Raw genomic sequence first — 22,865 nt, forward strand, 5'->3', positions numbered from 1 at the left:
CCTGAACTAATCGAATGTTGAAAGTCTGGTAATGGTATTATTGCTGCAGAGGTTTGTTCAGCTCCCCGGGCACCTCCAGCCGGTAATCAATGGCATGTTCCGCTTACTCACTTTCATGATGGTTGATTTCTCTCTCTCGTTCCTTTAGTGAGCCTCCAAAGGAAGCTTTAATGTTGTTACGGTGCCTTCTTCATTTTTGATCTCATAAGTGCCGCCGATACTTTCCATTCTTTTAGCGATGTTCTTTAGGCCGTTTCCAAACTGGCGTACTTTGTCTGTAATGATCCCTACTCCGTTATCGCGTATAACGATGATAAGTGCAGTGTTTATAGTGATGTCGATCCGCAGTTCAGTTGCTTTTGAATGTTTCAGTGCATTGTTCAAGGTTTCTTTCACGCAAAGGAACACGTTGCGGCGTTTTTCGCCGGTAAGTTCCATTGGCTCAATCTCATCAGGTGTCTGGATCCTGCAATCGATCGGAGTGTATTCAAAGTATTCGATCGCATAGGCGCGGATATAGGATACGAGATTGTCAACGGTGTCGTTGCCGCTATTCATACTCCAGATGATCGCATTCATCTTGTTCAGTACTTCGTCTGCTGAATGTGAGATCTTTTCGATCTCTACCGGAGTATTTTCCTTCATCTTGTTACGCGCGATCTCACTCATCAGCCTGATGGCTGTCATGCCGGAACCCAGCTCATCATGCATGTCTGCGGAGATCCGTTCCCGTTCCTGTTGTTGTGCTTTATAGACAGCAATTTCCTTTTCGTATTCATTCATCTGGTTCTCCGCTTTCAATCGTTCCCGCTCACGCGCTGATGCGATCAGCTGGCGCCTGTTCTTATAGTTAAGACCTGCAAGGAAGAAGACGAGTTCCAGGAGTAATCCCATTTCATAATGTACTACTGCGGACCGGAAGATATACGGGTAGGATCTGGGGATCAGTTCAAAGCTGATGATGAGTTGGGACATTAACGCGAATACAAACAGGAAGAGGTTACCCCAGAACAGGAACCGGAGCAGTTTATTCTTCCATCTCTTTAAACTGTAGACACAGAAGATCAGTACCATTACCAGCAACAATACTTTGGTGATATTCTCCACATGTTTTTCGATGGCGTAATAGTCAGTAAAAAAATGAGCGATACTGAAAACCGTGATCGAAAATACCAGTAGCAGGATCCCGAAATTGTACAGCTTATGCAGGAAAGGATGATTGCGCTTTGTGGCAAGATAACGCTGGATGAACAGCATATAGAACAGGTGCCCGATACACAGCATTACATAATCCAGGTATCCTTCCTGGAAAAAACTCATCTTACTGCTGTGGTAGCTATAGACGGCTTTGATGAGCAGCATCAGTCCGACAAAAAAAGCATAGCCGGAGTAATAAAGGAATTCGAGGTTTCCTCCCTGCACAAAGTTGGCGAGGGAGAACAGGATCATCATCAGCAGCAGGCCACAGAAAAGATAGGTGAAGGTTTTGGCTTCGTTGTTTGTGCTGTATGTGTCATTGATAAACGACCCAAGATAGGCGGGGCTGACGAGTTTTGGCCTGATAGTGTTCAGGTAGGTGCGCACGGGGATCAGCTCGGCAACAAATACGGCAGAATCGTGCGGGGGCAATGTAAGGTATCGGTAGCTGATCTCATTCTTGATATCAGGGGTGATCGACTGGATCGGCTGAAGTGATCCGTTATTCTCGCGGAACATTGTAATATCCCAGTAGTAGTAACCTCCGTAAAACCAGACGGACACTGCAGTATCGGCCCGGTTGGTCGCTTTGAAGCGCAGGATGATCTTCCTGGTTACATTTTCGTCTTCGACATATTTCCGATGGATAGACCTGCTGTGTTTAAAGGATAGTGAGCTATATTTTCCGGGCAGCGATTCCTTTGGACCAATATATGCGTAGTCAACATTCCTTTCGAGAGTTTGGGAAAGGCTGATCCGGCTGATATCCACCCATTTTATTGAAGTGCTGTCCGTGTTGTCCTGCGCTGACAATCGTCCGGAAAATAGAAGAAAAAAGAGGATACCTGCCAGGTAAAAATTACGCATTCGCCGGTGTTATTAAGATTTAAGCTCAAATGTAGGCTATGGAGTGGTGTTTTGGAAATGGAGAGGGTACTACTTTGAGGTAGTTTTTGGGGCATAGTTCCAGAGGTTCCATAGGTTCCAGAGGTTTGGAAGGTTGATCGGATCCCTTCTATGCTACGGCTTCAAACCTCTGAAACCTCCCAAACTTCTCACACCCCTCCCACAATAATTTGCCTTCATCCAAAATTCCAAACTGTGTTATCTTTGCCGCTATGGCTACTAAGTCGAAAAAGACATCTGCCAAGGCATCTAAAAATGGCAAGAAAAAGATTGATGGAAAAGGCTGGAAGCAGGAAAAAGACGAGCGGATAGACTGGCAGAAGCTGGCCCGTGACGAGCGTACCTGGAAGATCGTTGGCGCTGTGTCGCTGCTGGCGTCCATTTTTCTGTTTATCGCGTTCACTTCCTATTTTTTTACATGGCGGGAAGACCAGTCCGTGGTGTTCAGCCGTGGCATAGGTATTCTGTTTGATGGTGATAGAAGTGTTTCCAACCTGCTGGGCAGGCTGGGCGCTTATATCTCCCATTTTTTTGTCCATAAATGTTTTGGGATCGCATCCCTGCTTTTGTGCACCTTCTTTTTTGTAGTGGGGGTGAATCTTTTGTTCAGCCGCAAGGTATTCTCGATCTGGAGGAACCTGAAATATGTGACCCTCGGATTGCTCGTGCTTTCTGTATCGCTTGCCTATGTCTTCGGCAGCGGGAATGACCAGTTCCCTTTTGGAGGTGGCGTTGGCAGCATGATCAGTAATTCATTGAAAGGAGCGTTGGGCACAGTTGGTACCGGTGCATTGCTGGTGCTTTTAGCGGCAGGCTATTTTATCTGGCAGTTCAATCCGGCATTCAACCTGCCTGAACGTAAAAAGGCGGCGCCTCCTGTATTGGAACAGTCAACAGAAGAGGAGGAGGAGGAAGAGGAAGAACAGGAGGAAGAAGACGATGCGAAATTGTTTATCCCTGTAACTAAAGGCAACAAATTGAAGCCGGGGGATCAGGTGTTGAATATAGAAGAACCGGAAGAGGAAGGATCAATGCATGACCTCCAGATGGTCGAAAGAGAAGAGGAGCAGGAAGACGAAGAAGAGATTGGGGATGAAGCCTTGACGATGGAGAAAGAGATCGTGAATGACCTGTTCCACCGTCACGATCAATTAGAGGTAAACGATATTCCGTTCCATACTTTACCAGTTACACCCGATCCGGACCCCGAGCCTGAACCTTTGCCACCTGTAACACCAAGAACTTTCACCAGCGGGCTCGAGCTGGAGATCAAAACAGTTCCGGATGCGGAGCCTGCTGAGGACGGGGTAGATAAAGTGATTGAAAATCTGCCGCCATATGAACCAACGCTTGATCTGCGCGATTACAAATATCCTGGCCTGGAGTTACTGGAAACGCATGGCAGCGAAAAGATCATCCAGGATCCTGCGGAACTGGAAACGAATAAGAACCAGATCATCGCGACGTTGCGAAACTATTCTATCGAGATCCAGAAGATCAGTGCCACTGTCGGCCCGACGGTCACATTATACGAGATCGTTCCGGCAGCCGGTGTACGGATCTCCCGGATCAAGAACCTGGAAGATGATATTGCATTAAGTCTTGCGGCGTTGGGGATCAGGATCATCGCTCCGATCCCTGGTAAGGGAACGATCGGTATTGAGGTGCCGAATGTGAAGAAGACGGTGGTGAGTATGAAGACATTGCTGGCGTCTGAGAAATTTCAGCATAATACGTTCAGTCTGCCGATCGCGATCGGTAAAAAGATCGATAACGATAATTATATCGTTGACCTTGCGAGCATGCCGCACTTGCTGATGGCGGGTGCTACCGGGCAGGGTAAATCAGTTGGACTGAACGCGATCCTTGTTTCGCTGTTGTACAAAAAACATCCATCCCAGATGAAATTTGTACTCATCGATCCGAAAAAAGTGGAGCTGAGTGTGTACCGGCATATCGAGAAACACTTCCTGGCAAAACTTCCGGGTGAAGAAGAAGCGATCATTACTGATACAAAAAAAGTGGTGCATACACTGAATGCGCTCTGTATCGAAATGGACAACCGCTATGACCTGTTGAAGGAAGCTGGCGCACGTAATATCAAGGAGTATAACGAGAAGTTTGTAAAGCGTAAACTGAACCCGCAGAAGGGGCATCAGTACCTGCCGTTCATCGTACTGGTAATAGATGAGTTTGCCGATCTGATCATGACAGCGGGTAAAGAAGTGGAAATGCCCATCGCCAGGTTGGCACAGCTTGCCCGTGCGATAGGTATTCACCTGATCATTGCAACACAACGTCCTTCGGTAAATATCATCACGGGTACGATCAAGGCGAACTTCCCGGCGCGTATCGCGTTCAAGGTTTCATCCAAGATTGACTCCCGTACGATCCTCGATACCGGTGGCGCGGAGCAGCTGATCGGTAAAGGAGACATGCTGATCTCGCATAATGGTGAAGTAACGCGCTTGCAGTGTGCATTCGTGGATACGCCTGAAGTGGAGGAAGTGGTTGACTGTATCAGCGGGCAACGGGGTTATCCGCAGGCATTCCTTTTGCCGGAATACGTAGATGAAAAAGAACTCGAAGGAAAGGATTTTGATTCAGCAGACCGTGATTCCCTGTTTGGAGATGCAGCGCGTTTGATCGTGCAGAACCAGGTTGGTTCCACTTCATTGCTGCAACGCCGCATGAAACTGGGCTATAACAGGGCCGGAAGACTGATGGACCAGCTGGAAGCGGCAGGGATCGTTGGGCCTAACCAGGGAAGTAAATCCCGGGATGTACTGATCAAAACAGAAATGGAGTTGCAGGAGCGGCTGGACATGCTGGGGTAAATAGATCAAAGTAAAAATTAAAAATAGAAGGTTACTAACATGCAGTCGTCTCAACTTGAGACTCATATTTTTACTTTTTACTTTTGAATTTTGACTTTCCCTCTTGCAACCCGGTACGGTACTTGTCTGTCTAAGATCGTAAATGCCTATTTTTGCGCACTTTTTATACAAAACACCAAATACTTTAAAATTAAATTAACATGATGAGGAGTTTATACCTGGCGATCGGTCTATTGGGAAGTATGGCTGTAACGGCTCAGAAAAGCGATCCGGAGGCGAAGAAAGTGCTGGACGCGGTAAGCGCGAAATTCAAAACATATACATCAGTTCAGGCTGGTTTTTCCTATAAAGTGGAAGATTCAAAAGGTAAAGTGCAATCGAACAAGACCGGCAGTATTACCATGAAGGGTAATAAATACAAGGTCAATTTTGGCACGACAGAGATCTTCTGCGATGGTAAAACTGTTTGGAGCTATGATAAATCTTCCAATGAAGTAACGATTGATAATCTTGATGCTTCATCAGGTAAGCTGACCCCTCAAAAATTATTTACTAATTTCTACGATAAAGATTTTTTGTATCTGCTGAATGGAGAGAAGAAACTAGGAGCGAAAACGGTCCAGGAGATCGAGATGACACCAACCGACAAAAGCAAGGCATTTCATAAAGTATACCTGCAGGTTGACAAAGCGGCAAAAACGATCTACAGTACAAAAGTTCTGGAGAACAGCGGTAACAGATTTACATACACTGTCACAACCATGAAAACAAATGCAGCTGTTGCAGATGCGTTATTTACGTTCGATAAGAAGAAATACCCTGGCGTGGAAGAGGTTGATCTTCGCTAACGGTAGAAAAGTGAAAATTAATAAGTAAAAAAGGTTTCCTTCGAACGTCGTACAGGCTTTGAAGGAAACCTTTTTTACTTATTGATTTTCACTTTTGACTTCAACGATAAGTCTTTGTCTTCCGAGCGCACTTGCAACAAGAAAGAATACGCAACTGCCGATCATACCCATCCAGAAAAGATAGAATCCCATGTGGAAACGTTCTTTCAGCAACCGGTGGGAATAGGTATGAAGGAAGTCATTGTACGTGAACCAAAGTCCGGTCACTGCAAGTACGAGGATCCCAACCGCTGTGTATACAGTCGTTTTTTTAGGACGTTTGCGGTGAAGGAAATACAGTATACCGATGACCAGTAGCTGTGCTATGAACAGGAACAGAAATGTTTTCCAGCCGGAGCGAAGCCATTTATATTCTTTGTAGAAAACAGCGATCCCGATCTTTCCGATCAGCGAGATCTTCGAGATCAGGTAACTGGAAAGAAGGCATAATAAAGTCTGGGCTATTACAAGAATAGACAATTCCCTTTTTAACATGGTGGCAGCGGTGGCTTAAAATTTACTCACGACTTTTCTTAATTCTACGAGTTGTTGCAATAAACCTTCGAGAAGGTCCAGTCGCAGCATATTGGCGCCATCGCTTAATGCTTTGGATGGCTCCGGATGTGTTTCTATAAACAACCCGTTAGCGCCGGTTGCGATCGCGGCTTTTGCGATCGTGCCGATGAGTTGCGGGTTACCGCCAGTGATGCCGCTGGTCTGGTTGGGTTGCTGCAATGAATGCGTTACGTCCATTACCACCGGTGCTTTGTGTTCCTGCATCCATGGGATATTGCGGTAATCCACGACAAGATCCTGGTAGCCGAACGTGGTGCCTCTTTCTGTGAGGATCACTTTCTCGTTACCCGTTTGACGGATCTTTTCCGCAGCAAATTTCATGGAAGGACCGCTGAGAAATTGTCCTTTTTTTACGTTGACGATTTTGCCGGTTTCACCTGCGGCATGCAACAGGTCAGACTGGCGGCAAAGAAAAGCAGGGATCTGCAGGATATCTATGTACTTGGCGGCGATCGCTGCTTCTTCATGCGCATGAATATCCGATGTAGTAGGGAGTTTATATTTCTCGCCGGTCTTTTTTACCAGAGCCAGCGCTTCTTCATCACCTATGCCGGTAAAAGAATTCGCACTGGTTCGGTTTGCCTTACGATAGGAAGATTTGAAAACATAAGGAATGCCAAGGTTGCGGCACCAGCCGGAAACTTTATCCGCCACTTCCATTAGCAGCTCCTCGTTTTCTACAACACAGGGGCCAGCGATCAGGAAGAAATTGTTCTCGTCATAAGATTGACCTGCGAAGAGGTCTTTTAAGAATTTTTCCATATTGCAAAGGTAAGGATAGACCGCTGACGAAGGTCCACAGACCGGAGACGTTTGTTCAGGATCGGTCATCGGCCATCGAATGAACTTTCGGGAAAATCCTTGAACTAAACGGCATTGAATTTCAATTTGGAACTTCTCTCGCCGCATTTCATCTTTGCTGCAAAATCCCTCCATGCAAAAAGAAAAGATACTTGTCATAGGTGCCAGCGGTCAGATCGGCGTTGAGTTGACGCTGGCACTTCGAAAAATTTATGGTAACAGTAATGTGATCGCGTCTGACCTGCGGGAGCAGAATCCCTTGTTGGAAGGGACTGGTCCGTATGTAAGCATGGATGTTATGAATAAGGAAATGTTGCATGTGCAGGTGATCCGTCAGAATATAACGCAGATCTACCTGTTGGCGGCAATTCTTTCTGCAACGGGTGAAAAGAATCCGAACCTGGCCTGGCATCTGAATATGCAAGGACTGCTGAACGTGCTGGATATTGCGCGCGAAGAGAATATTCATAAGGTTTACTGGCCATCCTCTATTGCGGTATTTGGGCCAACATCGCCCAAACAAGATTGCCCCCAGCAAACGATCATCGAACCTACGACAGTCTACGGGATCAGTAAGTATGCGGGTGAGTTTTGGTGTAATTACTATTTCCAGCGTTTTGGTGTGGATGTGCGGAGCCTGCGTTATCCGGGATTGATCTCCTATAAATCCGCTCCGGGTGGCGGTACAACAGATTATTCTGTGGAGATCTATCATGAAGCACTGGAAGAGAAAAAGTATACCTGCTTTCTGAAAGAAGATACCTATCTGCCGATGATGTATATGCCGGATGCGATCCGTGCGACAATCGAGCTGATGGAAGCACCAGCAGAGAAGATCTCGGTTCGTACTTCATACAATCTTTCGTCAATGAGTTTTTCTCCTAAAGAAATTGCTGCGGAGATTAAAAAACATATTCCTGAATTCGGGATACAATATGCCCCGGATTACAGGCAGGCGATAGCGGACAGCTGGCCGCAAAGTATTGATGACTCAGTGGCGAGAAGGGATTGGGGGTGGAAAGAAGAATTTGACCTGGGAGCGATGACGGGGGATATGCTGGAGAACCTGAAAGAATCGGAAACGAAATAGCTGAAAAGTTTAATAGTTTAAGGTTTAGAAGTCAGGGGGCATTCCGGATCAAGCGTAAAAGTTGTGGGATGGTCTGCAAAATGGCTTGGATTGAAATATTCCGGATGAGCATCGCTCGCATAAACTCTGGCGGCCTTGCCACCGTAGCGAAGCAGAGGAGGGAACCTGGGCCAGTCGCTCAAAAGATTTATCGCCCTCAGCGTGTCAGCTTGTCACCATTTTTCACTGCTTAAAATCCCGTCAAACTTTGGACGGCCAAAGGACGACCAAGAGACGAACTAACGACGACTAACAACCATTTTAAAAACACGCGAAGTTTGACCTTGAATGATTATCATCAGTGAACACATCAGCTGGCTTCTCCTGCCAGAATGTCGTATCTAAGGAGCATATATCGCTTCAAGGCGTGCTCCCGTTTTTTGTGCCCGATCAGACAGCTATCGCTTAAAAACCTGTAAGAGGACAAGTGATAATAACCCGTTTGCAGAATACCGCCAAGCCTGATTACGAAGGACCGAAGCAAAAACTTTAAACTTTAAACTTTTAAACCATTAAACATTTAAACAACCATCCCCCAACTTTTACGCTTGATCCGGTGTTCCTCCACGGTTAAACCGTAGACTATTAAACTTTCGAACTTTATGGCTGATTTTTTTGGCATATTACGATTATGCTATTAACTTAGCCATCCGTAAAACAAAAAAGGCCCTTCCGTAGAAACGGACTGACCTCTAACGATTGCTTGCCATATGAAAATTCTTCGAAGTAGTTGTTGATCAAGCCTTTCGGCTGATGTGTAGTTTCACTTTTCTCTTGCCATTCACTTTTCCGTCCCACTTACCGTTTTCACTTTTGACCTCTAACAGCTTGCCTATTTATTCGATTGCTTGCCGTGTGAATTACTATGACACAAATGTAGTATTGACACTTATGCTGGTCAAGACAACTTAAACACGTTTTGACTATCTCAAACGGATGATTGATTTAGGGAAACCCTTACTGGTATTGGGTTTTGTCGATTCTGATGCACTACGTCCAACCGAAAAATTAATTCACCGGACGATCTCAAAATTTTTAAAAGACTGGAATTCGAGATCAGAAACAGTCACATTGCTGACGATGGCGCGGGGTGGGCCTTGTTTACACCACGTAATGAAAGACGCCAGTTGCTCCGGCTCGCCCGTGGCAATTGCCTGAACAGATCCGTCGGGGAGGTTTTTTACCTGCCCGCGCAATCCGGCTGCCAGGGCCTTCTCCCTGGCAGACTTCCTGTAAAATACTCCCTGTACCTTACCAGTGATCAATATGGATACTGTTTTGGGCATCATCAGAATTGGATCAGCTCAATGATCTGCTCAAGATACTGCTGGTCAGTTTCATCGTACTCGTCCAGTTCAGCGCTGTCTACGTCCAGTACGCCAACCACTTCTCCTTTCCGGATGATGGGAACGACGATCTCTGAACGGGAGAGGCTGCTGCAGGCAATATGCCCCGGGAATTTCTCGACGTCAGGTACGATCAGGGTTTTCGCCTGCGCCCAGCTGCTGCCGCAAACACCCCGCCCTTTGCGGATGCGCGTGCAGGCAACCGGTCCCTGGAACGGACCAAGTACCAGCTCGTCATTTTTTACAAGATAAAAACCAACCCAGAACCAACCGAACTGCTCTTTCAAAGCAGCTGCTACATTAGCCAGGTTTGCGACAAGATCGGGTTCTCCTTCCAGTAATCCTTTGATCTGTGGGATGAGGGACTGGTATTGTTCTTCTTTTGTTCCTGTGTGGATGTTTAAGTCTTCTGCCATCCTGCAAAGCTACGCTAAGTGGAGAAAAGAGGATAAAGAGGTAAAGATGGATTTGGTTAAAATTTTTTAGACGGGTCTTTAAGGCCGGAGGATTGGTTGTATTGTTCGGACTGTCCGGGAGGAATGGAGAGGCTTTGCCATTGACCATCTTTGATCAGGCGACCGAGGTAAGTGATTTGACCTATATGATAGGGGTAGTGAGCGAGTTGGCGGTTGATTGCGTCGATGGCGAGTAATGGTTCGTTGCGGATATAGATAGTTCTTAGCAGGTCATCTTCTATTAATGAGGAGAGCGTGTCGAGGAGGCATTGCCAGCCATTCTCCCAGGCAGAAAGGAGTTGTTCCTTTGTTGTGCCTGGATTTTCGCGGAATTCATTATCGCGGTTGCGCCAGGATTTTTCGCCGTCTTCCGTAAGGAAGTTCGTGAAGCGGGAAAGCATATTGCCGGATAGATGCTGTATGATCACGGCTATGCTGTTTGATCCGCTGCCGGGTTTGAAGTGAAAGTCTTTTTCGTCAAGCTGGACAAAGGTTTTATCACCCAGTTCTTTATATTGTTTGAATCTTCTGATAGTCGCCTGGATGTATTCATTGCCGGGTGAACCCATGATATTCTGATTTAAGGTTACGAAGAATGAGTTTGCTAAAGACCTTCTGCGGAGTCATCACCTCTTCTGTCTGCAACAGCTTCTATTTTCCCGTTGGATAATACCCTGATCACTTCCATACGGCCGATGCTGGTAGATGGTTTGAGTTTGTATCCCATTTTCTCCAGCGCATCCTGCGTACGCGGTTGGAAACCCAGTTCGGTGTATACCTCATCCGGTAACCACTGGTGATGGAATTTAGGTTTATCGACAGCGTCCGTTGTACTCATATTGAATTCGATGATGTTCACGAGTGTTTGAAATACAGACGTGGGGATGGTTGTACCGCCGGGAGTCCCCAGTACGAGAAATGGCTGGTTGTTCTTCAATACTACTGTCGGTGTCATAGAGCTCAGCATGCGTTTGCCGGCTGCGATCGCGTTTGCTTCTCCTCCGATAGCGCCATACATATTCGGAACGCCGGGTTTTACACTGAAGTCGTCCATCTCATCATTCAGCAGAAAACCTGCACCACCAACAACAGTGCGGCTTCCATAAGAATTATTGAGTGTGGTAGTAACAGCCACGGCATTCCCTTCTTTATCCAGCACGCTGAGGTGCGTGGTTTCGGGGCTTTCATAACCTGGCAGTGCGCCGGGAGAAGTGATGGTGCTGGATCCCGCTTTCTCAGAAGTATAGTCCTTCATTCTTTCTTCCAGGTATTTGTCTGTGGTCAGTTCTTTCACCGGTACTTTATAGAAATCGGCGTCACCCATGAATTTTGCGCGATCCGCATAAGCTCTTCTCTCTGCTTCCACCATCAGTTGAACGGATTGCGGCGATTGAAATCCCATCGCCCCTATATTTCTTTTTTCAATCATCTTCATCATCTGGTTTACGAGCAATCCGCCGCTGCTTGGCATAGGCATGCCGATGATCTGGTATTCTTTGTAATGGAAAATATGCGGCTGCCTTTTGATGGCCTTGTAGTTTTTAAGGTCTTCTTCGGTGATGATGCCGCCACCCCGCTTCATTTCTGCCGTAATGAGCTTTGCTGTTTCTCCTTCATAAAAACCTGCAGCGCCTTTGTCACGGATCCGTTTCAATGTATTGGCCAAGTCTTTCTGGATCAGGATATCGCCGTCCTGCCATGGTGTATCTTTAATAAATACCGGTTGAACAGTATTATATTTTCTGAGATCGTTCTGCAAACGGTTCAGTCCGGCCGCTTCGCGGGTGCTGATCCGGAAACCTTTTTCAGCAAGGATGATCGCTGGTTCGATCAGTTTACGGAAGGATAGTTTGCCATAAGCGGCAGATTCGAATAGTCCGGCTACCGTCCCGGGAACGCCACTGGCAAGATGTCCATTCTGGCTTTTATCTGTGCGTGGATTACCCGCAGAGTCTATATACATATCCCGGTGCGCAGCGCCGGGTGCTGCTTCGCGATAATCGATCGTAATGTTTTGTCCGTCGGACAATCTTGCAACCATGAATCCTCCGCCACCAAGGTTTCCTGCCTGCGGATATACTACTGCCAGTGCCAGCTGAACGGCAATAGCAGCATCCACTGCGTTTCCTCCCTGTTTCATGATCTCAACTCCCACTTTGCTTGCCAGTGGATGAGCGGAAGCTACTGCTCCATTTTCAGATTCCGTTCTTTTATTAGCGCCATAATTAAACGGATCAAATGGCAATTTTGCGGTACGGTTAGCCGATTGGCAGGCGATCAGGAAAAATAAAACAAAAGCGGAGATCAGTTGTTTGTTCATGGTTTGAAAGGATTGGACGCAAGGTATGGAAATATCTCGTTGACCGTTGTCCGATCACCGGCAACCCGGGATCTGTACTGGAAAAACAATAGGTACGGATACCAGCGTCGCCAACCCTTCGCTGACCGAAGACGTTGAACGGACAATGAAACCCCAGTTCCATTATATTTGACACATGAAAAAAGCACAATCACTCATTGCTATTTTTTTCCTTCTGTTTGCATCTGTGGTAAAAGCGCAGTCTTATCCGACATGGACTTCTGCGGAGATGTACCAGGCTCTGCGGAAGCTGAACGTTCTTGGTTCAGTATTATATGTAGCCGCGCATCCGGATGATGAAAATACAAGGCTGATCACGTATCTGTCGAAAGACAGGCTATACAGGACCGGTTATTTATCGATGACAAGAGGTGACGGCGGACAAAACCTGATCGGCAATGAACAGGGGATCGAGCTGGGACTGATCCGCACGCAGGAGTTGCTCGCTGCGAGGCGTGTGGACGGTGGCGAACAGTTTTTTACGAGAGCTTATGACTTCGGGTTTTCGAAGAACCCGGAGGAAACATTTACAAAATGGGATAAGGAGAAAATACTGAGTGATGTGGTATGGGTGATCCGCAATTTTCAACCGGATATCGTGATCACACGCTTTCCTACAACGGGAGAAGGAGGGCATGGTCATCATACCGCGTCGGCCATCCTGGCAAATGAAGCATTTAAAGCAGCGGCAGACCCGTCGCGTTTTCCTGAGCAATTGAAATGGGTGAAACCCTGGCAGGCAAGATGTGTACTGTTCAATAGCTTCAATTTTGGCGGAAATAACACGATCACCGATGATCAGCTGAAGGTGGATGTTGGTGGTTACAATCCCTTGCTCGGGAAAAGCTATGGTGAGATCGCAGCGGAGAGCCGCAGCCAGCATAAGAGCCAGGGCTTCGGCGTGCCGGCGTCGCGCGGTGAGTCTTACGAGAGTTTTAAAACAACGGCAGGTACTTCGCCATCAAAGGATATTATGGATGGGATCGACCTTAGCTGGAAGAGAATAGAAGGCGGGGATAAGGTCGCTGTATCCATTGATGCGATCACACAATCATTCGATCTGCTTCACCCGGAGAGATCTGTTCCCGGGTTGGTAAAACTTTATCAGCAGATCAGCGGATTGAAGGATGGTTACTGGAAAGCGCAGAAGCTGAAAGAAGTAAAGGAACTGATCGCACAATGCAGTGGACTGTTCCTGGAAGCAACAACGACAGAGCAATTTTCCGTACAAACAGATTCGCTGCGGATCAATATGGCGTTTAATAATCGCCAGGGTGTGCAGGCTGTATTGCAGACAGTTAATATAACGGATGCTTTTGACAGCACCCTTAAGGTCACATTACCCAAAAACAGGAATATTGCTTTCAGCCGCAAACTGTATGTTCCCGTTTCCAATAATATCACACAGCCATACTGGCTGGCCAATAAAATGGAAGAAGGCTATTTTAATGTGAATGACCAGCAGTTGATAGGGCAGCCAGATGTACAGCCTTCCTATAAAATGATCGCGCTGATCTCGATCGAAGGGCAGGATTTCCGGTTTGAACGCCCCGTGAAATATAAGTTCACTGACCCTGTTAAGGGAGAGTTGTACGAACCCGTTGTGATCGTCCCAAAAGTTCTTGTATCAGTAGATCCACCTACTGTGATCCGCACGGCAAAAGAAACGCCTGAGTTTGCTGTAACACTGAAAGCAAATAAAAGGATGGCGGCGGCCCCAGATGCGAGGATAGAGCTGGAAGCAAAACTAAAACCAGCTGTCTTGCGCACCGGTCTGCCATTACTGGAGAAAGATTACGTGGTGGGATATGAAGCGAAGGTGCAGGATACTATCAGCAGTGATTACAGGGGAGTGTCCGTGGTAACTGGCGGGGAAGTGTATAACCAGGGTTTGCGTAGTATCCACTATGATCATATCCCGTTTATAGCGTATTACAAGGCAGCCGTGTTGCAGACAAGTTTTGTTGATCTGAAGATCGTTAACAAACGGATCGGATATATTGTCGGCGCCGGTGATAAAGTGCCGGCAAGTCTGGAGCAGATGGGATATGAAGTAGTAATGCTGGGAGATAAAGAACTTTCCCGGATCAATCTTCAGCAATTTGATGCGATCATTTCCGGCGTAAGGGCGTACAATACAAATGAGTGGCTGAATGCCTATTATGATAAGCTCATGAAATATGTGCAGGAAGGCGGCAACCTGATCGTGCAATATAATACCAGCAGCAATGTGGGACCGGTAAAAGCCAAGATCGGACCTTACCCGTTCAATATTTCCCGTACAAGAGTAACCGATGAAAAAGCCGAAGTGACGTTCGTAAAGCCTGATCATCCTGTACTGAACTATCCGAATAAGATCACGCAGCAGGATTTTGCCGGATGGATCCAGGAACGCAGTATCTATCACGGATCAGACTGGGACAAAAATTTTGAAACAATTTTAACAATGCATGATCCCGGGGAAAAGGCGGATGCCGGAAGTTTGCTGATCGCTAAGTATGGCAAGGGGTATTTCACGTATACCGGGATCGTGTTTTTCAGAGAATTGCCTGCTGGCGTGCCGGGAGCGTACCGGTTACTGGCGAATATTATCGGATTGAACAGGAAAAAAGCGTTCTGATGGATCGATGTTCGATGGCAGATGGTCGAAGGATCGTAGCCCGGGTTCATGTCTCCTGCATTAGCTGTATATTGTATAAGTGCATGAACTCGCCGCAAGAGGGAGCCTGTTTTCCGACACCGAACATCGAACATCGCTTGGGCGATTGCCTCAACTAGCCGACATTTGCCCGCAACCGCAATTCACTATGCCAAACAAGAAACCAGATATAAGAAGAGGGGAGATGGCTTTTATGGTAGCCATTGCGTTGGGATTGATCCTGGGATTTCTGATCAAACGGATCAGGATCGGAATGATCATTGGAATAGGGCTGGGTATATTGATCGTTTTTACCGGAATGCTCCGGTCAACCAGAAGATAATTATGCCAGAACAACCAAACGAAGAAAAGTCGCCATTTTTTAAGAGCTGGAATCACTGGTACGTGTTGGTACTGGTTGTTCTGGTGGCATTGATTATTTTGTTCTCATTGTTCACTAAAAGATTTTCATGAGCCAGCTCGATTGGATAGTACTGGTCATAACGTTGCTTGCTATTGTTCTGTATGGTTTATCAAAAAGCCGGACTTCCCGTAACTTGGAAGGCTATTTTTTGAATGATCGTAGTCTGCCCTGGGGACTTGTATTGCTCAGCATTATGGGTACGCAGGCTAGTGCGGTGACGTTCATTTCGGCGCCCGGACAAGCCTATACAGAAGGAATGGGATTTGTGCAGTACTATTTCGGCATACCGTTGGCAACAATTGTGATCTGTATCTTCTTCGTTCCCATTTTCCACAAGCTGAAGGTTTATACGGCCTACGAATATCTGGAGGGCCGGTTCGACAGTAAGACAAGAACCCTTACCGCTTTTCTTTTTTTGTTGCAACGTGGTCTTTCCACAGGGATCAGTGTCTTTGCACCTTCCCTTATCTTATCATCGCTACTCGACTGGAATATTTACTGGACAAACCTGTTCATGGGAGGTTTGCTCATCATCTATACCATCACCGGTGGTGCGAAGGCGGTAGCCTATACCCAGCAACTTCAACTTGCGATCATTTTTATAGGAATGTTCCTGGCGGCTTACCTGGTGGTGAGGATGCTTCCGCAGGATGTGGGTTTTACTGATGCGCTTGCTGTGAGTGGAAGGTTAGGTAAACTGAACGTGATCTCTTCCGGTGTCTCGGATGGAAAGATCGATTGGAGCGGCCGTTACAATTTACTAAGTGGATTGATCGGCGGGTTCTTCCTGATACTTTCCTATTACGGCACGGATCAAAGCCAGGTTGGGAGATACATGACTGCCAAAACAGAGAAAGACAGCAAGATGGGATTGATCATGAATGCGTTTGTAAAGATCCCCATGCAATTCCTGATCCTGCTTGTAGGGGCCCTTGTGTTTACTTTCTATCAATTCAATAAAGCGCCTGTTTTCTTTAACCAGAAACAGGTTGATAAAATATTGCAATCCCCTCTTCGTGATTCATTCAATATTGCCAATAACCGGTATACAGAGCTTGGTGCAGAAAAGGAAAAAGCTGTTGTTAGTTTCACGGACGCCCTTGCTTCAGAAGATACAATGCGTATCAATGATGCAACCGTTCATCTGCAGGCGTTGGATAAACAATCTGACAGTGTACGCGCAAAAGTAAAGACATGGATCGCTTCAAAAGAAGTGGGTGGTGATTCAAATGATACGAACTATATCTTTCTTCGTTTCGTAATGGATTATCTTCCCGCGGGGCTTGTCGGTTTGCTGATCGCGATCATCTTTCTTGCTTCCTGGGGAAGTATTGCTGCGGCAGTGAATTCGCTTGCTTCCTGCACCATGATCGATTTTCACAAACGTTTTTCCAAAAAAGAACAGACCTGTGAACAGGAGTATAAACTTTCCAAGTGGTATACCCTGGGCTGGGGAGTCTTCTGTATCATCGTCGCAATGTTCACGTACAATATTGGGAACAGCCTGATAGAAGCCGTCAACATACTCGGTTCGCTTTTCTATGGTGTGATCCTCGGCGTTTTCCTGGTTGCCTTCTTCTTCAAGAATATCCGGAGCGGAAATGCCGTCTTCTGGGGTGCCCTGCTGGCCGAGATGCTGGTGCTTATTGTATTCACCCTCACCAAACTGGACAACCCTGTCATCAAAATGGGATTTCTCTGGCTCAATCCTATCGGGGCATTGGGTGTTATCTTCTTCACCTTTCTCTTGAACAAGCTAAAAGTTTAAAGGAGTAGAAGGAGACGAAAAAAGGGTGTCTGATGGTGGAAGTTATTTCCATTCACCGAACACCCCTCTTTTCCTTTTTCTACTCTCAGTGCTATTTTCTCAGCTCTGCGAGAAGCTTATCGTTCATTCTGACATAGTCTTCGTTCTTCGCTTTAGAAGCGAGTTCTTTTGAGCGTTGAGCGGCAGAGATCGCTTCCTGTTTTTTACCAAGTTTAGCGAGGCAGTTTGCCCACTGATGTTGCAGCCAGTATGCGTCCGGTTGTTGTTCCACTGCTTTGTTGTACCATGCAAGTGCCTGGTTAAGGTCTTTGCCATTGTCCATGTAATACTGAGCAGCCTGTCCATAAGGCGGTTTATCTGTTTTCATTGCTGCATCGATCGAAGCCATGATGCGTGAATCAACGTCTGTGGTGATTGGAAGTGTAACGGCTGAGTTACCCCATGACAGTTGCAGTTCGCAGCTTGAGGGAGATACATTGTTGAAAGCAATAGTGAATGTTTCAACAGATGATTTTGTTTTGGTAACAGGTACATTTACGCGAACTACATCACTTTCCTGTTTGTAGGCAGCTGGGCTGGTAACGTTGGTTTGTTTGCTGATGATAAGCGTCCATTCCTTTTTGTTTGGAATGCTCAGCAGGCCATATTTTCCCGCCGGGACCCTGGTGCCGCCGATCATTACCTCATCACCAAAGGTGAGCGTGGTAGCGTTGTTCGCTCCTGTACGCCATACTTCTCCGGCAGGCGCGATATCTGAGTACATTTTTCTTTTCTTGATTCCGGGGCGTGAGTAAGACAGCTCGATGGAAGAAATGCCAAAATCCTGCTTTACTGTTTGAGTCGGGCTTGGTGCTGGCGTTTTGAGCTGCGCATTACTGCTGATCAATATAAATGCTGCAACCGCTGAAAAAAATAACCTTTTCATTGAATGTGTTTTGGTTAGAGTATGAGCAAAGATAGGGATGTTCAGAGAGACCACGGACCATAGACGGCGGTACAACCGGTTGGTCAGGAATATTCATTTCATGAAGGAAGCGATCTGTTGATCATATTCATCAGACCAAAGATCCATTATACATGTGCAGGTAATAGCGACCGTTTGCGGTTTGTTGTCCGTCCTCTTTCTCAAAACGGGATCGTAATCGTCGTTCTTTTTCCCTTCTTCGCCTTCCTTTTCCATTTAGGGCCATCCTTTAGAAGCCGGATCGCTTCTTTGTCGCAGACTTCGCAAAGAGATTTTTCTACTTTGATGTTGATCGGTTCGCCGATGCTGTTGACTTCAAAGGAGAGTTCGACTTCGCCTGATTCCTGTGGTTTTGTTTTATAGCTGTCAGGAAGCTTGAGGTTATTTGCCAGGTATGAGTCGTATTTGGTCCAGCCGTCAGCAGGTTCCGGTTCTTCGAGGATCATATTGCCTTGCCTGAACCGTGCGTTTACTTTTTTATTACTCAGTACAATGGGAGGGATACTGTTATCGTCTTTAAGCGAGACTTTATTGATGGCAAGGCCATTTTGCAATTGGGTCTGATTACTCTCAAAGCCCAGTGATCTGACCTGCACATTCATTACGGAATCAGGGGAGGTGAGCACAAAATTTCCCTGGGCATCCGCATAGGTACCTATATCATCAATCAAGTTCGTAATGTTCGCAAAGGGTAGTGGGTTATTCTGTTCGTCCGTGATCTTTCCCCGGAAAATATTCGTCGCAGGCTGCATACTAAGCTGGCGACGGAGTTTTGGATTTTGCTGATTATTGTTTGCTTCGTAACTGGCCGTGTTGCGGTTTTGGGAAGTGTATCCGTTATTGGCTGGTAGGTTTTTGTCAGGATTGGTATAACCATGCAAGCGGATATCTTTCGCTTTATTTTCTTTGGCGATTTCCATACCCGGCAGACGCTTCATCAAGGAATCGGCTCTGTTGGAATCATCAGGTATAGCGATGGATTTTGATTCAGAAGGGGCTACTGTATTTGCACGGAGTTTCGCTTTTGCCTCATCGTTTCCGGCTATGGTGGCGGTTTCCGCTTTTGCAGATGCTTCTGCTTCCCGTTTAACCTGTGCAGACTTTTCTGCAAGCTGTTTTGCCGCCAGCGCATTCTGCTTTGACCCGGCCGGTGCCTCCGTTTGGGTTGCCAGTGGAACGGCGGGTGTTGATTGCCCGGAGACTGCTGTATCAGGTGCCGGAACAGTGGCTGCCTGGGGTGTATCTGTTTCCGCGACTTTCAGGTCCTGTGCGATCGTGTTTTCCTTGTTGGACGTTTTGATGCCGAGATTATAAACCAGCAATCCGGCACCTCCGATAGCCACGATCATTGCGGCAACACGCAGCCAGTTAAATGGCTTTGCCGGTGCCGCCATGGAGATCACCTTGCTTTTATTTTCCAGTAGGTCTCTCAGGCGATCTTTCAATTCGTTAAGATCTGCGGGAACTTTTACTTCCTCCACGGCATAACCTTCCAGAGCATCGGACAGGAAAGGATCTTCCAGCGAAGCTCTTTCCAGGGCATGCATCTGGCCGGGCGTAAGTTTGCCTTCGTGATACTTGCGTATATCCTCGGCCGTGAATGTAATATGGTTGTTCTCTTCCTGCAAGATCAATATCCTTTAGATAGATTTTTGAATGGGTTTAACAGATGTTTCTGTTTTCTCCATGCATAGTTTCAGGTTTCGTCTTCCATTCTGGATCAGGCTGCGGACCTGGTTCCACTCTTTGCCGGTGCTTTCAGCAATTTCGTGATACGATTTTTGCTCAAGATAGAAAAGCCGGATCGCGAGATGCTGTTCTTCCGCCAGCGTACCGATGCAGTGTTCCAGTTTCTGAAAATTCTCTTCTCTTTCCAGTACGCCATTCAGATGCACATTCTCTTCGCTTTGCACAAGTTCAGTCTTAAATTCCACGGTTTTCAGGTTGCGCGGCGTGCGTAGCTGCATAAGGCAGTGATTTTTAGCTACCTGATGAAGCCAGGCTTTGAAATTTTCCACTTCATGTTTACGCAATTTCGATACCAGCTCTTCGAAGATCTGCATTACGGCATCTTTCGACTGTTCCGTGTCTTTGAAATATTTCAGGCAAACGCCATATACAAGATCCATATACCGCTGGTATAATTCGCCAAGCACGCCAAGGTCGCCGCTATTTTTATAGCGGTTCACCAGCTCTTTATCGCTCAATGAATTATCTGGTATGTTCCGGATGAAAGACACGCGGATAAAATTAGGGAATAAGTGTGGAAAAGCGATGGCCGATGACCGATGACCGTTGGCCGAGTGCCGCCGTCGGATCGAAGCTATTGCTATTAACCGGTATAGGTTATTTCGACTTATGGGCCATCGTCCATCGTCCCTCGTCCCTCGGCCATCGGTCATCGTCCCTCAGGCTTTAACACTTTTTTTTAAACAATCCTGTGTAATCCATCCGGGACGGACATCCTGTTTGAAAACATGTCATATGCAAAGGATAATCTTTATGTTGATACCCGTGATGATCTGCTTGCTGGCATTCCGCCCTATGGACGCAATTACAGTGAAAGGAAAGATCATGGATGAAAATGGTTCACCGCTTCCGGGCGTGACCATCTCTGTTAAGTCGCAGCAAACCGCAACTACTTCAGGAAATGATGGAAGCTTCCAGATCAATGTGCCTGATGAAAATGCAACGCTTGTATTTACCTATGTTGGTTATGAAACGCAGGAAGTAAAACTAAAAGGTAAGAAGGAGATCACTATTAACCTCAAAGCTTCGGTGCAAGCGTTGCAGGAAGTCATGATAGCGGCAAATGAAAAAAGGCAGTATAAGAGCGAAGCGCTCATGGGGCGACTTCCTGGCATCAGCGTAACGCAAAATGCCAAAAGCCGTTATAACACGTCTTCTCCGGGCGGCAGTTATGAAATGCGTAACAGAGAACCCCGGCCGGTTGATTTTAATACAGAAGATTATGATGGGGTCAATGAAGTACGTTTTCTTTCCGCAAAAGAAAATCCTCTTTCTACTTTTTCAATAGATGTAGATGCCGCTTCTTACAGCAATATCCGCCGGTTCCTGAACCAGGGACAGTTGCCGCCCGCTGGCGCGGTAAGAATCGAGGAGATGATCAACTATTTCAAATATGATTATCCGCAACCTGCCGGGGAGCATCCTTTCTCCATCAACACAGAAGTATCTGCCGCCCCATGGAACAAAGAGCATAAACTGGTGCTGATCGGCTTGCAGGGAAAGAAGATCCCGACAGATAATTTGCCTGCTTCGAATCTTGTGTTCCTGATCGATGTATCGGGTTCGATGGGGACACCCAATAAATTGCCGCTCGTAAAAGCATCGATGAAAATGCTGGTAGACCAACTGCGTGAAAAAGACAAGGTATCTATTGTGGTGTACGCAGGAGCCGCAGGACTAGTACTTAAGCCCACTTCCGGTGAAGAAAAAACAAAGATCAAAGATGCGATCGATAATCTGGAAGCAGGTGGTTCAACGGCTGGTGGTGCCGGCATTAAACTGGCTTACAAGACCGCGAACGAAGCTTTTGTAAAAGGGGGCAACAACCGTGTGATCCTTTGTTCCGATGGCGATTTCAACGTCGGTGAAAGCAGTGACGATGCAATGGAAAGACTGATCGAAAAAGAACGGGCCAGTGGTGTATATCTTACGATACTTGGGTATGGCATGGGGAATTATAAAGATAATAAAATGCAGAAGCTGGCTGATAAAGGCAATGGTAACCACGCTTACATCGATGGGATCAGTGAAGCAAAGAAAGTACTCGTCAATGAATTTGGCGGCACCTTATTCACGATCGCGAAAGATGTGAAGCTGCAGGTAGAATTCAATCCAGCAGTGGTGCAGGGCTATCGCCTGATCGGATATGAAAACAGGATGCTGGCAAAAGAAGATTTTAATGATGATAAGAAAGATGCGGGTGAACTAGGTAGTGGTCATACGGTGACAGCTTTATACGAGATCATCCCTGTCGGGCTAAAGAGTGAATTTATGGCATCTGTTGATCCGCTGAAATATCAGAAAGAGCCCTTTAAAGCAGACAACAAAGCAGGAGGACATGATCTCTTCACGGTGAAGTTCCGTTACAAAGCTCCGGACGGCGATAAAAGCAAGTTGCTGGAAGCTGTGGTAAAAAATGAAACAAAGGGTCTGGATAATGCATCTGAAAATTTTCGTTTTGCTACGGCAGTGGCTGAAATGGGGCTTTTACTGCGTGATTCGAAATTCAAAGGAGCTTCCAGTTACGACCATGTGATCAAACTTGCCAAAGCTGCCAGGGGAGAAGATGAAGAAGGTTACAGGGCGGAGTTTATCCGGTTGGTTGCCAGCGCCAAGATGCTGGCAAAAGGCAAGTCAAAAAGCGAAGGCGAAGGTCAGACGGGAAAAAGATAAAAAAATTTTATGTAACAGTAGCGTGTTTTGAATCGTATAAGAAACACAATCATCTAACAGCCGGTTAGTGATACGGGGCTGGTGTTTGCCGGCCCCTCTTTATTATACCAAACCAATTGCCTGTATGAGATACTTTTACTTATCAGCCTGCTTATT

Annotated in this window: 17 protein-coding genes; 7 read left to right on the top strand and 10 right to left on the bottom strand. The window is 46.5% G+C overall.

Going from position 1 to position 22,865, the window contains the following annotated elements; all coding sequences use genetic code 11:
- Window positions 1-144 precede the first annotated feature (144 nt).
- Window positions 145-2,064 (bottom strand): sensor histidine kinase, encoded by a 1,920-nt coding sequence (locus LZZ85_RS23530; protein WP_237875904.1) that lies wholly within the window; start codon window positions 2,062-2,064, stop codon window positions 145-147.
- Window positions 2,065-2,315: 251 nt separating this feature from the next.
- On the opposite strand from LZZ85_RS23530, the gene LZZ85_RS23535 reads away from it, so the two are divergent.
- Window positions 2,316-4,940 (top strand): FtsK/SpoIIIE family DNA translocase, encoded by a 2,625-nt coding sequence (locus LZZ85_RS23535; protein ID WP_237875906.1) that lies wholly within the window; start codon window positions 2,316-2,318, stop codon window positions 4,938-4,940.
- Window positions 4,941-5,140: 200 nt separating this feature from the next.
- The gene (lolA1, locus tag LZZ85_RS23540; RefSeq protein WP_237875908.1) at window positions 5,141-5,788 is read left to right on the top strand and encodes an outer membrane lipoprotein periplasmic chaperone LolA1; all 648 of its coding nucleotides are present in this window, start codon (window positions 5,141-5,143) and stop codon (window positions 5,786-5,788) included.
- 78 nt (window positions 5,789-5,866) lie between these two features.
- On the opposite strand, the gene LZZ85_RS23545 is transcribed toward lolA1, so the two are convergent.
- Window positions 5,867-6,322, bottom strand: a complete 456-nt coding sequence (locus tag LZZ85_RS23545; protein WP_237875910.1) for a hypothetical protein — start codon at window positions 6,320-6,322, stop codon at window positions 5,867-5,869.
- Between the two features lie 15 nt (window positions 6,323-6,337).
- Window positions 6,338-7,165 carry a 3-deoxy-8-phosphooctulonate synthase gene (kdsA, locus tag LZZ85_RS23550; protein ID WP_237875912.1) on the bottom strand — a complete coding sequence of 276 codons (828 nt, stop codon included), beginning with the start codon at window positions 7,163-7,165 and terminating at the stop codon, window positions 6,338-6,340.
- 172 nt (window positions 7,166-7,337) lie between these two features.
- On the opposite strand from kdsA, the gene LZZ85_RS23555 reads away from it, so the two are divergent.
- On the top strand, window positions 7,338-8,294 hold the full coding sequence (locus tag LZZ85_RS23555) for an NAD-dependent epimerase/dehydratase family protein (RefSeq protein WP_237875914.1): 957 nt from the start codon (window positions 7,338-7,340) through the stop codon (window positions 8,292-8,294).
- A 1,052-nt stretch (window positions 8,295-9,346) separates the two neighbouring features.
- Here the strand turns inward: LZZ85_RS23555 and LZZ85_RS23560 are convergent.
- From LZZ85_RS23560 to ggt, 4 genes are read right to left on the bottom strand one after another with little or no spacing between them, the layout of a single operon-like run.
- The gene (locus tag LZZ85_RS23560) at window positions 9,347-9,619 is read right to left on the bottom strand and encodes an acylphosphatase (RefSeq protein ID WP_237875916.1); all 273 of its coding nucleotides are present in this window, start codon (window positions 9,617-9,619) and stop codon (window positions 9,347-9,349) included.
- A gap of 2 nt (window positions 9,620-9,621) precedes the next feature.
- Window positions 9,622-10,095, bottom strand: a complete 474-nt coding sequence (locus LZZ85_RS23565; RefSeq protein ID WP_237875919.1) for a GAF domain-containing protein — start codon at window positions 10,093-10,095, stop codon at window positions 9,622-9,624.
- A 56-nt stretch (window positions 10,096-10,151) separates the two neighbouring features.
- Window positions 10,152-10,703, bottom strand: coding sequence for a DUF1572 family protein (locus LZZ85_RS23570; protein WP_237875921.1), 552 nt, complete (start codon window positions 10,701-10,703; stop codon window positions 10,152-10,154).
- A 35-nt stretch (window positions 10,704-10,738) separates the two neighbouring features.
- Window positions 10,739-12,454: a gamma-glutamyltransferase gene (gene ggt / locus LZZ85_RS23575; RefSeq protein WP_237875923.1), complete on the bottom strand. Its 1,716-nt coding sequence runs from the start codon at window positions 12,452-12,454 to the stop codon at window positions 10,739-10,741.
- A 175-nt stretch (window positions 12,455-12,629) separates the two neighbouring features.
- Here ggt and LZZ85_RS23580 point away from each other — a divergent pair, with 175 nt between their 5' ends.
- The 3 genes from LZZ85_RS23580 (at window position 12,630) to LZZ85_RS23590 (ending at window position 17,323) form a co-directional block, all read left to right on the top strand.
- Window positions 12,630-15,113: a PIG-L family deacetylase gene (locus LZZ85_RS23580; protein ID WP_237875925.1), complete on the top strand. Its 2,484-nt coding sequence runs from the start codon at window positions 12,630-12,632 to the stop codon at window positions 15,111-15,113.
- 187 nt (window positions 15,114-15,300) lie between these two features.
- Entirely contained in the window at window positions 15,301-15,474 is a 174-nt protein-coding gene (locus LZZ85_RS23585) for a hypothetical protein (protein WP_237875927.1), read from the top strand.
- Window positions 15,475-15,601: 127 nt separating this feature from the next.
- Window positions 15,602-17,323, top strand: coding sequence for a sodium:solute symporter family protein (locus tag LZZ85_RS23590; RefSeq protein WP_237875929.1), 1,722 nt, complete (start codon window positions 15,602-15,604; stop codon window positions 17,321-17,323).
- A 91-nt stretch (window positions 17,324-17,414) separates the two neighbouring features.
- On the opposite strand, the gene LZZ85_RS23595 is transcribed toward LZZ85_RS23590, so the two are convergent.
- From LZZ85_RS23595 to LZZ85_RS23605, 3 genes are all read right to left on the bottom strand, one after another.
- The gene (locus tag LZZ85_RS23595) at window positions 17,415-18,248 is read right to left on the bottom strand and encodes a DUF2911 domain-containing protein (protein ID WP_237875931.1); all 834 of its coding nucleotides are present in this window, start codon (window positions 18,246-18,248) and stop codon (window positions 17,415-17,417) included.
- Window positions 18,249-18,448: 200 nt separating this feature from the next.
- Complete coding sequence (locus tag LZZ85_RS23600; protein ID WP_237875933.1) at window positions 18,449-19,921, bottom strand: carboxypeptidase-like regulatory domain-containing protein; 1,473 nt, start codon at window positions 19,919-19,921, stop codon at window positions 18,449-18,451.
- Window positions 19,922-19,927: 6 nt separating this feature from the next.
- A complete protein-coding gene (locus tag LZZ85_RS23605; protein WP_237875935.1) occupies window positions 19,928-20,527 on the bottom strand; it encodes an RNA polymerase sigma factor in 600 nt (199 codons plus the stop codon).
- 244 nt (window positions 20,528-20,771) lie between these two features.
- Here LZZ85_RS23605 and LZZ85_RS23610 point away from each other — a divergent pair, with 244 nt between their 5' ends.
- A complete protein-coding gene (locus LZZ85_RS23610) occupies window positions 20,772-22,709 on the top strand; it encodes a vWA domain-containing protein (protein WP_237875937.1) in 1,938 nt (645 codons plus the stop codon).
- Window positions 22,710-22,865 lie beyond the last annotated feature (156 nt).

The organism is Terrimonas ginsenosidimutans, assembly GCF_022012415.1.
Taxonomy (GTDB): Bacteria; Bacteroidota; Bacteroidia; order Chitinophagales; family Chitinophagaceae; genus Terrimonas_A; species Terrimonas_A ginsenosidimutans.

Excerpts from the sequence above, each read along its gene's own strand:
- LZZ85_RS23530 (WP_237875904.1), bottom strand. The coding sequence starts at position 2,064 with ATGCGTAATTTTTACCTGGCAGGTATCCTCTTTTTTCTTCTATTTTCC.
- LZZ85_RS23535 (WP_237875906.1), top strand. The coding sequence starts at position 2,316 with ATGGCTACTAAGTCGAAAAAGACATCTGCCAAGGCATCTAAAAATGGC.
- lolA1 (WP_237875908.1), top strand. The coding sequence starts at position 5,141 with ATGATGAGGAGTTTATACCTGGCGATCGGTCTATTGGGAAGTATGGCT.
- LZZ85_RS23545 (WP_237875910.1), bottom strand. The coding sequence starts at position 6,322 with ATGTTAAAAAGGGAATTGTCTATTCTTGTAATAGCCCAGACTTTATTA.
- kdsA (WP_237875912.1), bottom strand. The coding sequence starts at position 7,165 with ATGGAAAAATTCTTAAAAGACCTCTTCGCAGGTCAATCTTATGACGAG.
- LZZ85_RS23555 (WP_237875914.1), top strand. The coding sequence starts at position 7,338 with ATGCAAAAAGAAAAGATACTTGTCATAGGTGCCAGCGGTCAGATCGGC.
- LZZ85_RS23560 (WP_237875916.1), bottom strand. The coding sequence starts at position 9,619 with ATGCCCAAAACAGTATCCATATTGATCACTGGTAAGGTACAGGGAGTA.
- LZZ85_RS23565 (WP_237875919.1), bottom strand. The coding sequence starts at position 10,095 with ATGGCAGAAGACTTAAACATCCACACAGGAACAAAAGAAGAACAATAC.
- LZZ85_RS23570 (WP_237875921.1), bottom strand. The coding sequence starts at position 10,703 with ATGGGTTCACCCGGCAATGAATACATCCAGGCGACTATCAGAAGATTC.
- ggt (WP_237875923.1), bottom strand. The coding sequence starts at position 12,454 with ATGAACAAACAACTGATCTCCGCTTTTGTTTTATTTTTCCTGATCGCC.
- LZZ85_RS23580 (WP_237875925.1), top strand. The coding sequence starts at position 12,630 with ATGAAAAAAGCACAATCACTCATTGCTATTTTTTTCCTTCTGTTTGCA.
- LZZ85_RS23585 (WP_237875927.1), top strand. The coding sequence starts at position 15,301 with ATGCCAAACAAGAAACCAGATATAAGAAGAGGGGAGATGGCTTTTATG.
- LZZ85_RS23590 (WP_237875929.1), top strand. The coding sequence starts at position 15,602 with ATGAGCCAGCTCGATTGGATAGTACTGGTCATAACGTTGCTTGCTATT.
- LZZ85_RS23595 (WP_237875931.1), bottom strand. The coding sequence starts at position 18,248 with ATGAAAAGGTTATTTTTTTCAGCGGTTGCAGCATTTATATTGATCAGC.
- LZZ85_RS23610 (WP_237875937.1), top strand. The coding sequence starts at position 20,772 with ATGCAAAGGATAATCTTTATGTTGATACCCGTGATGATCTGCTTGCTG.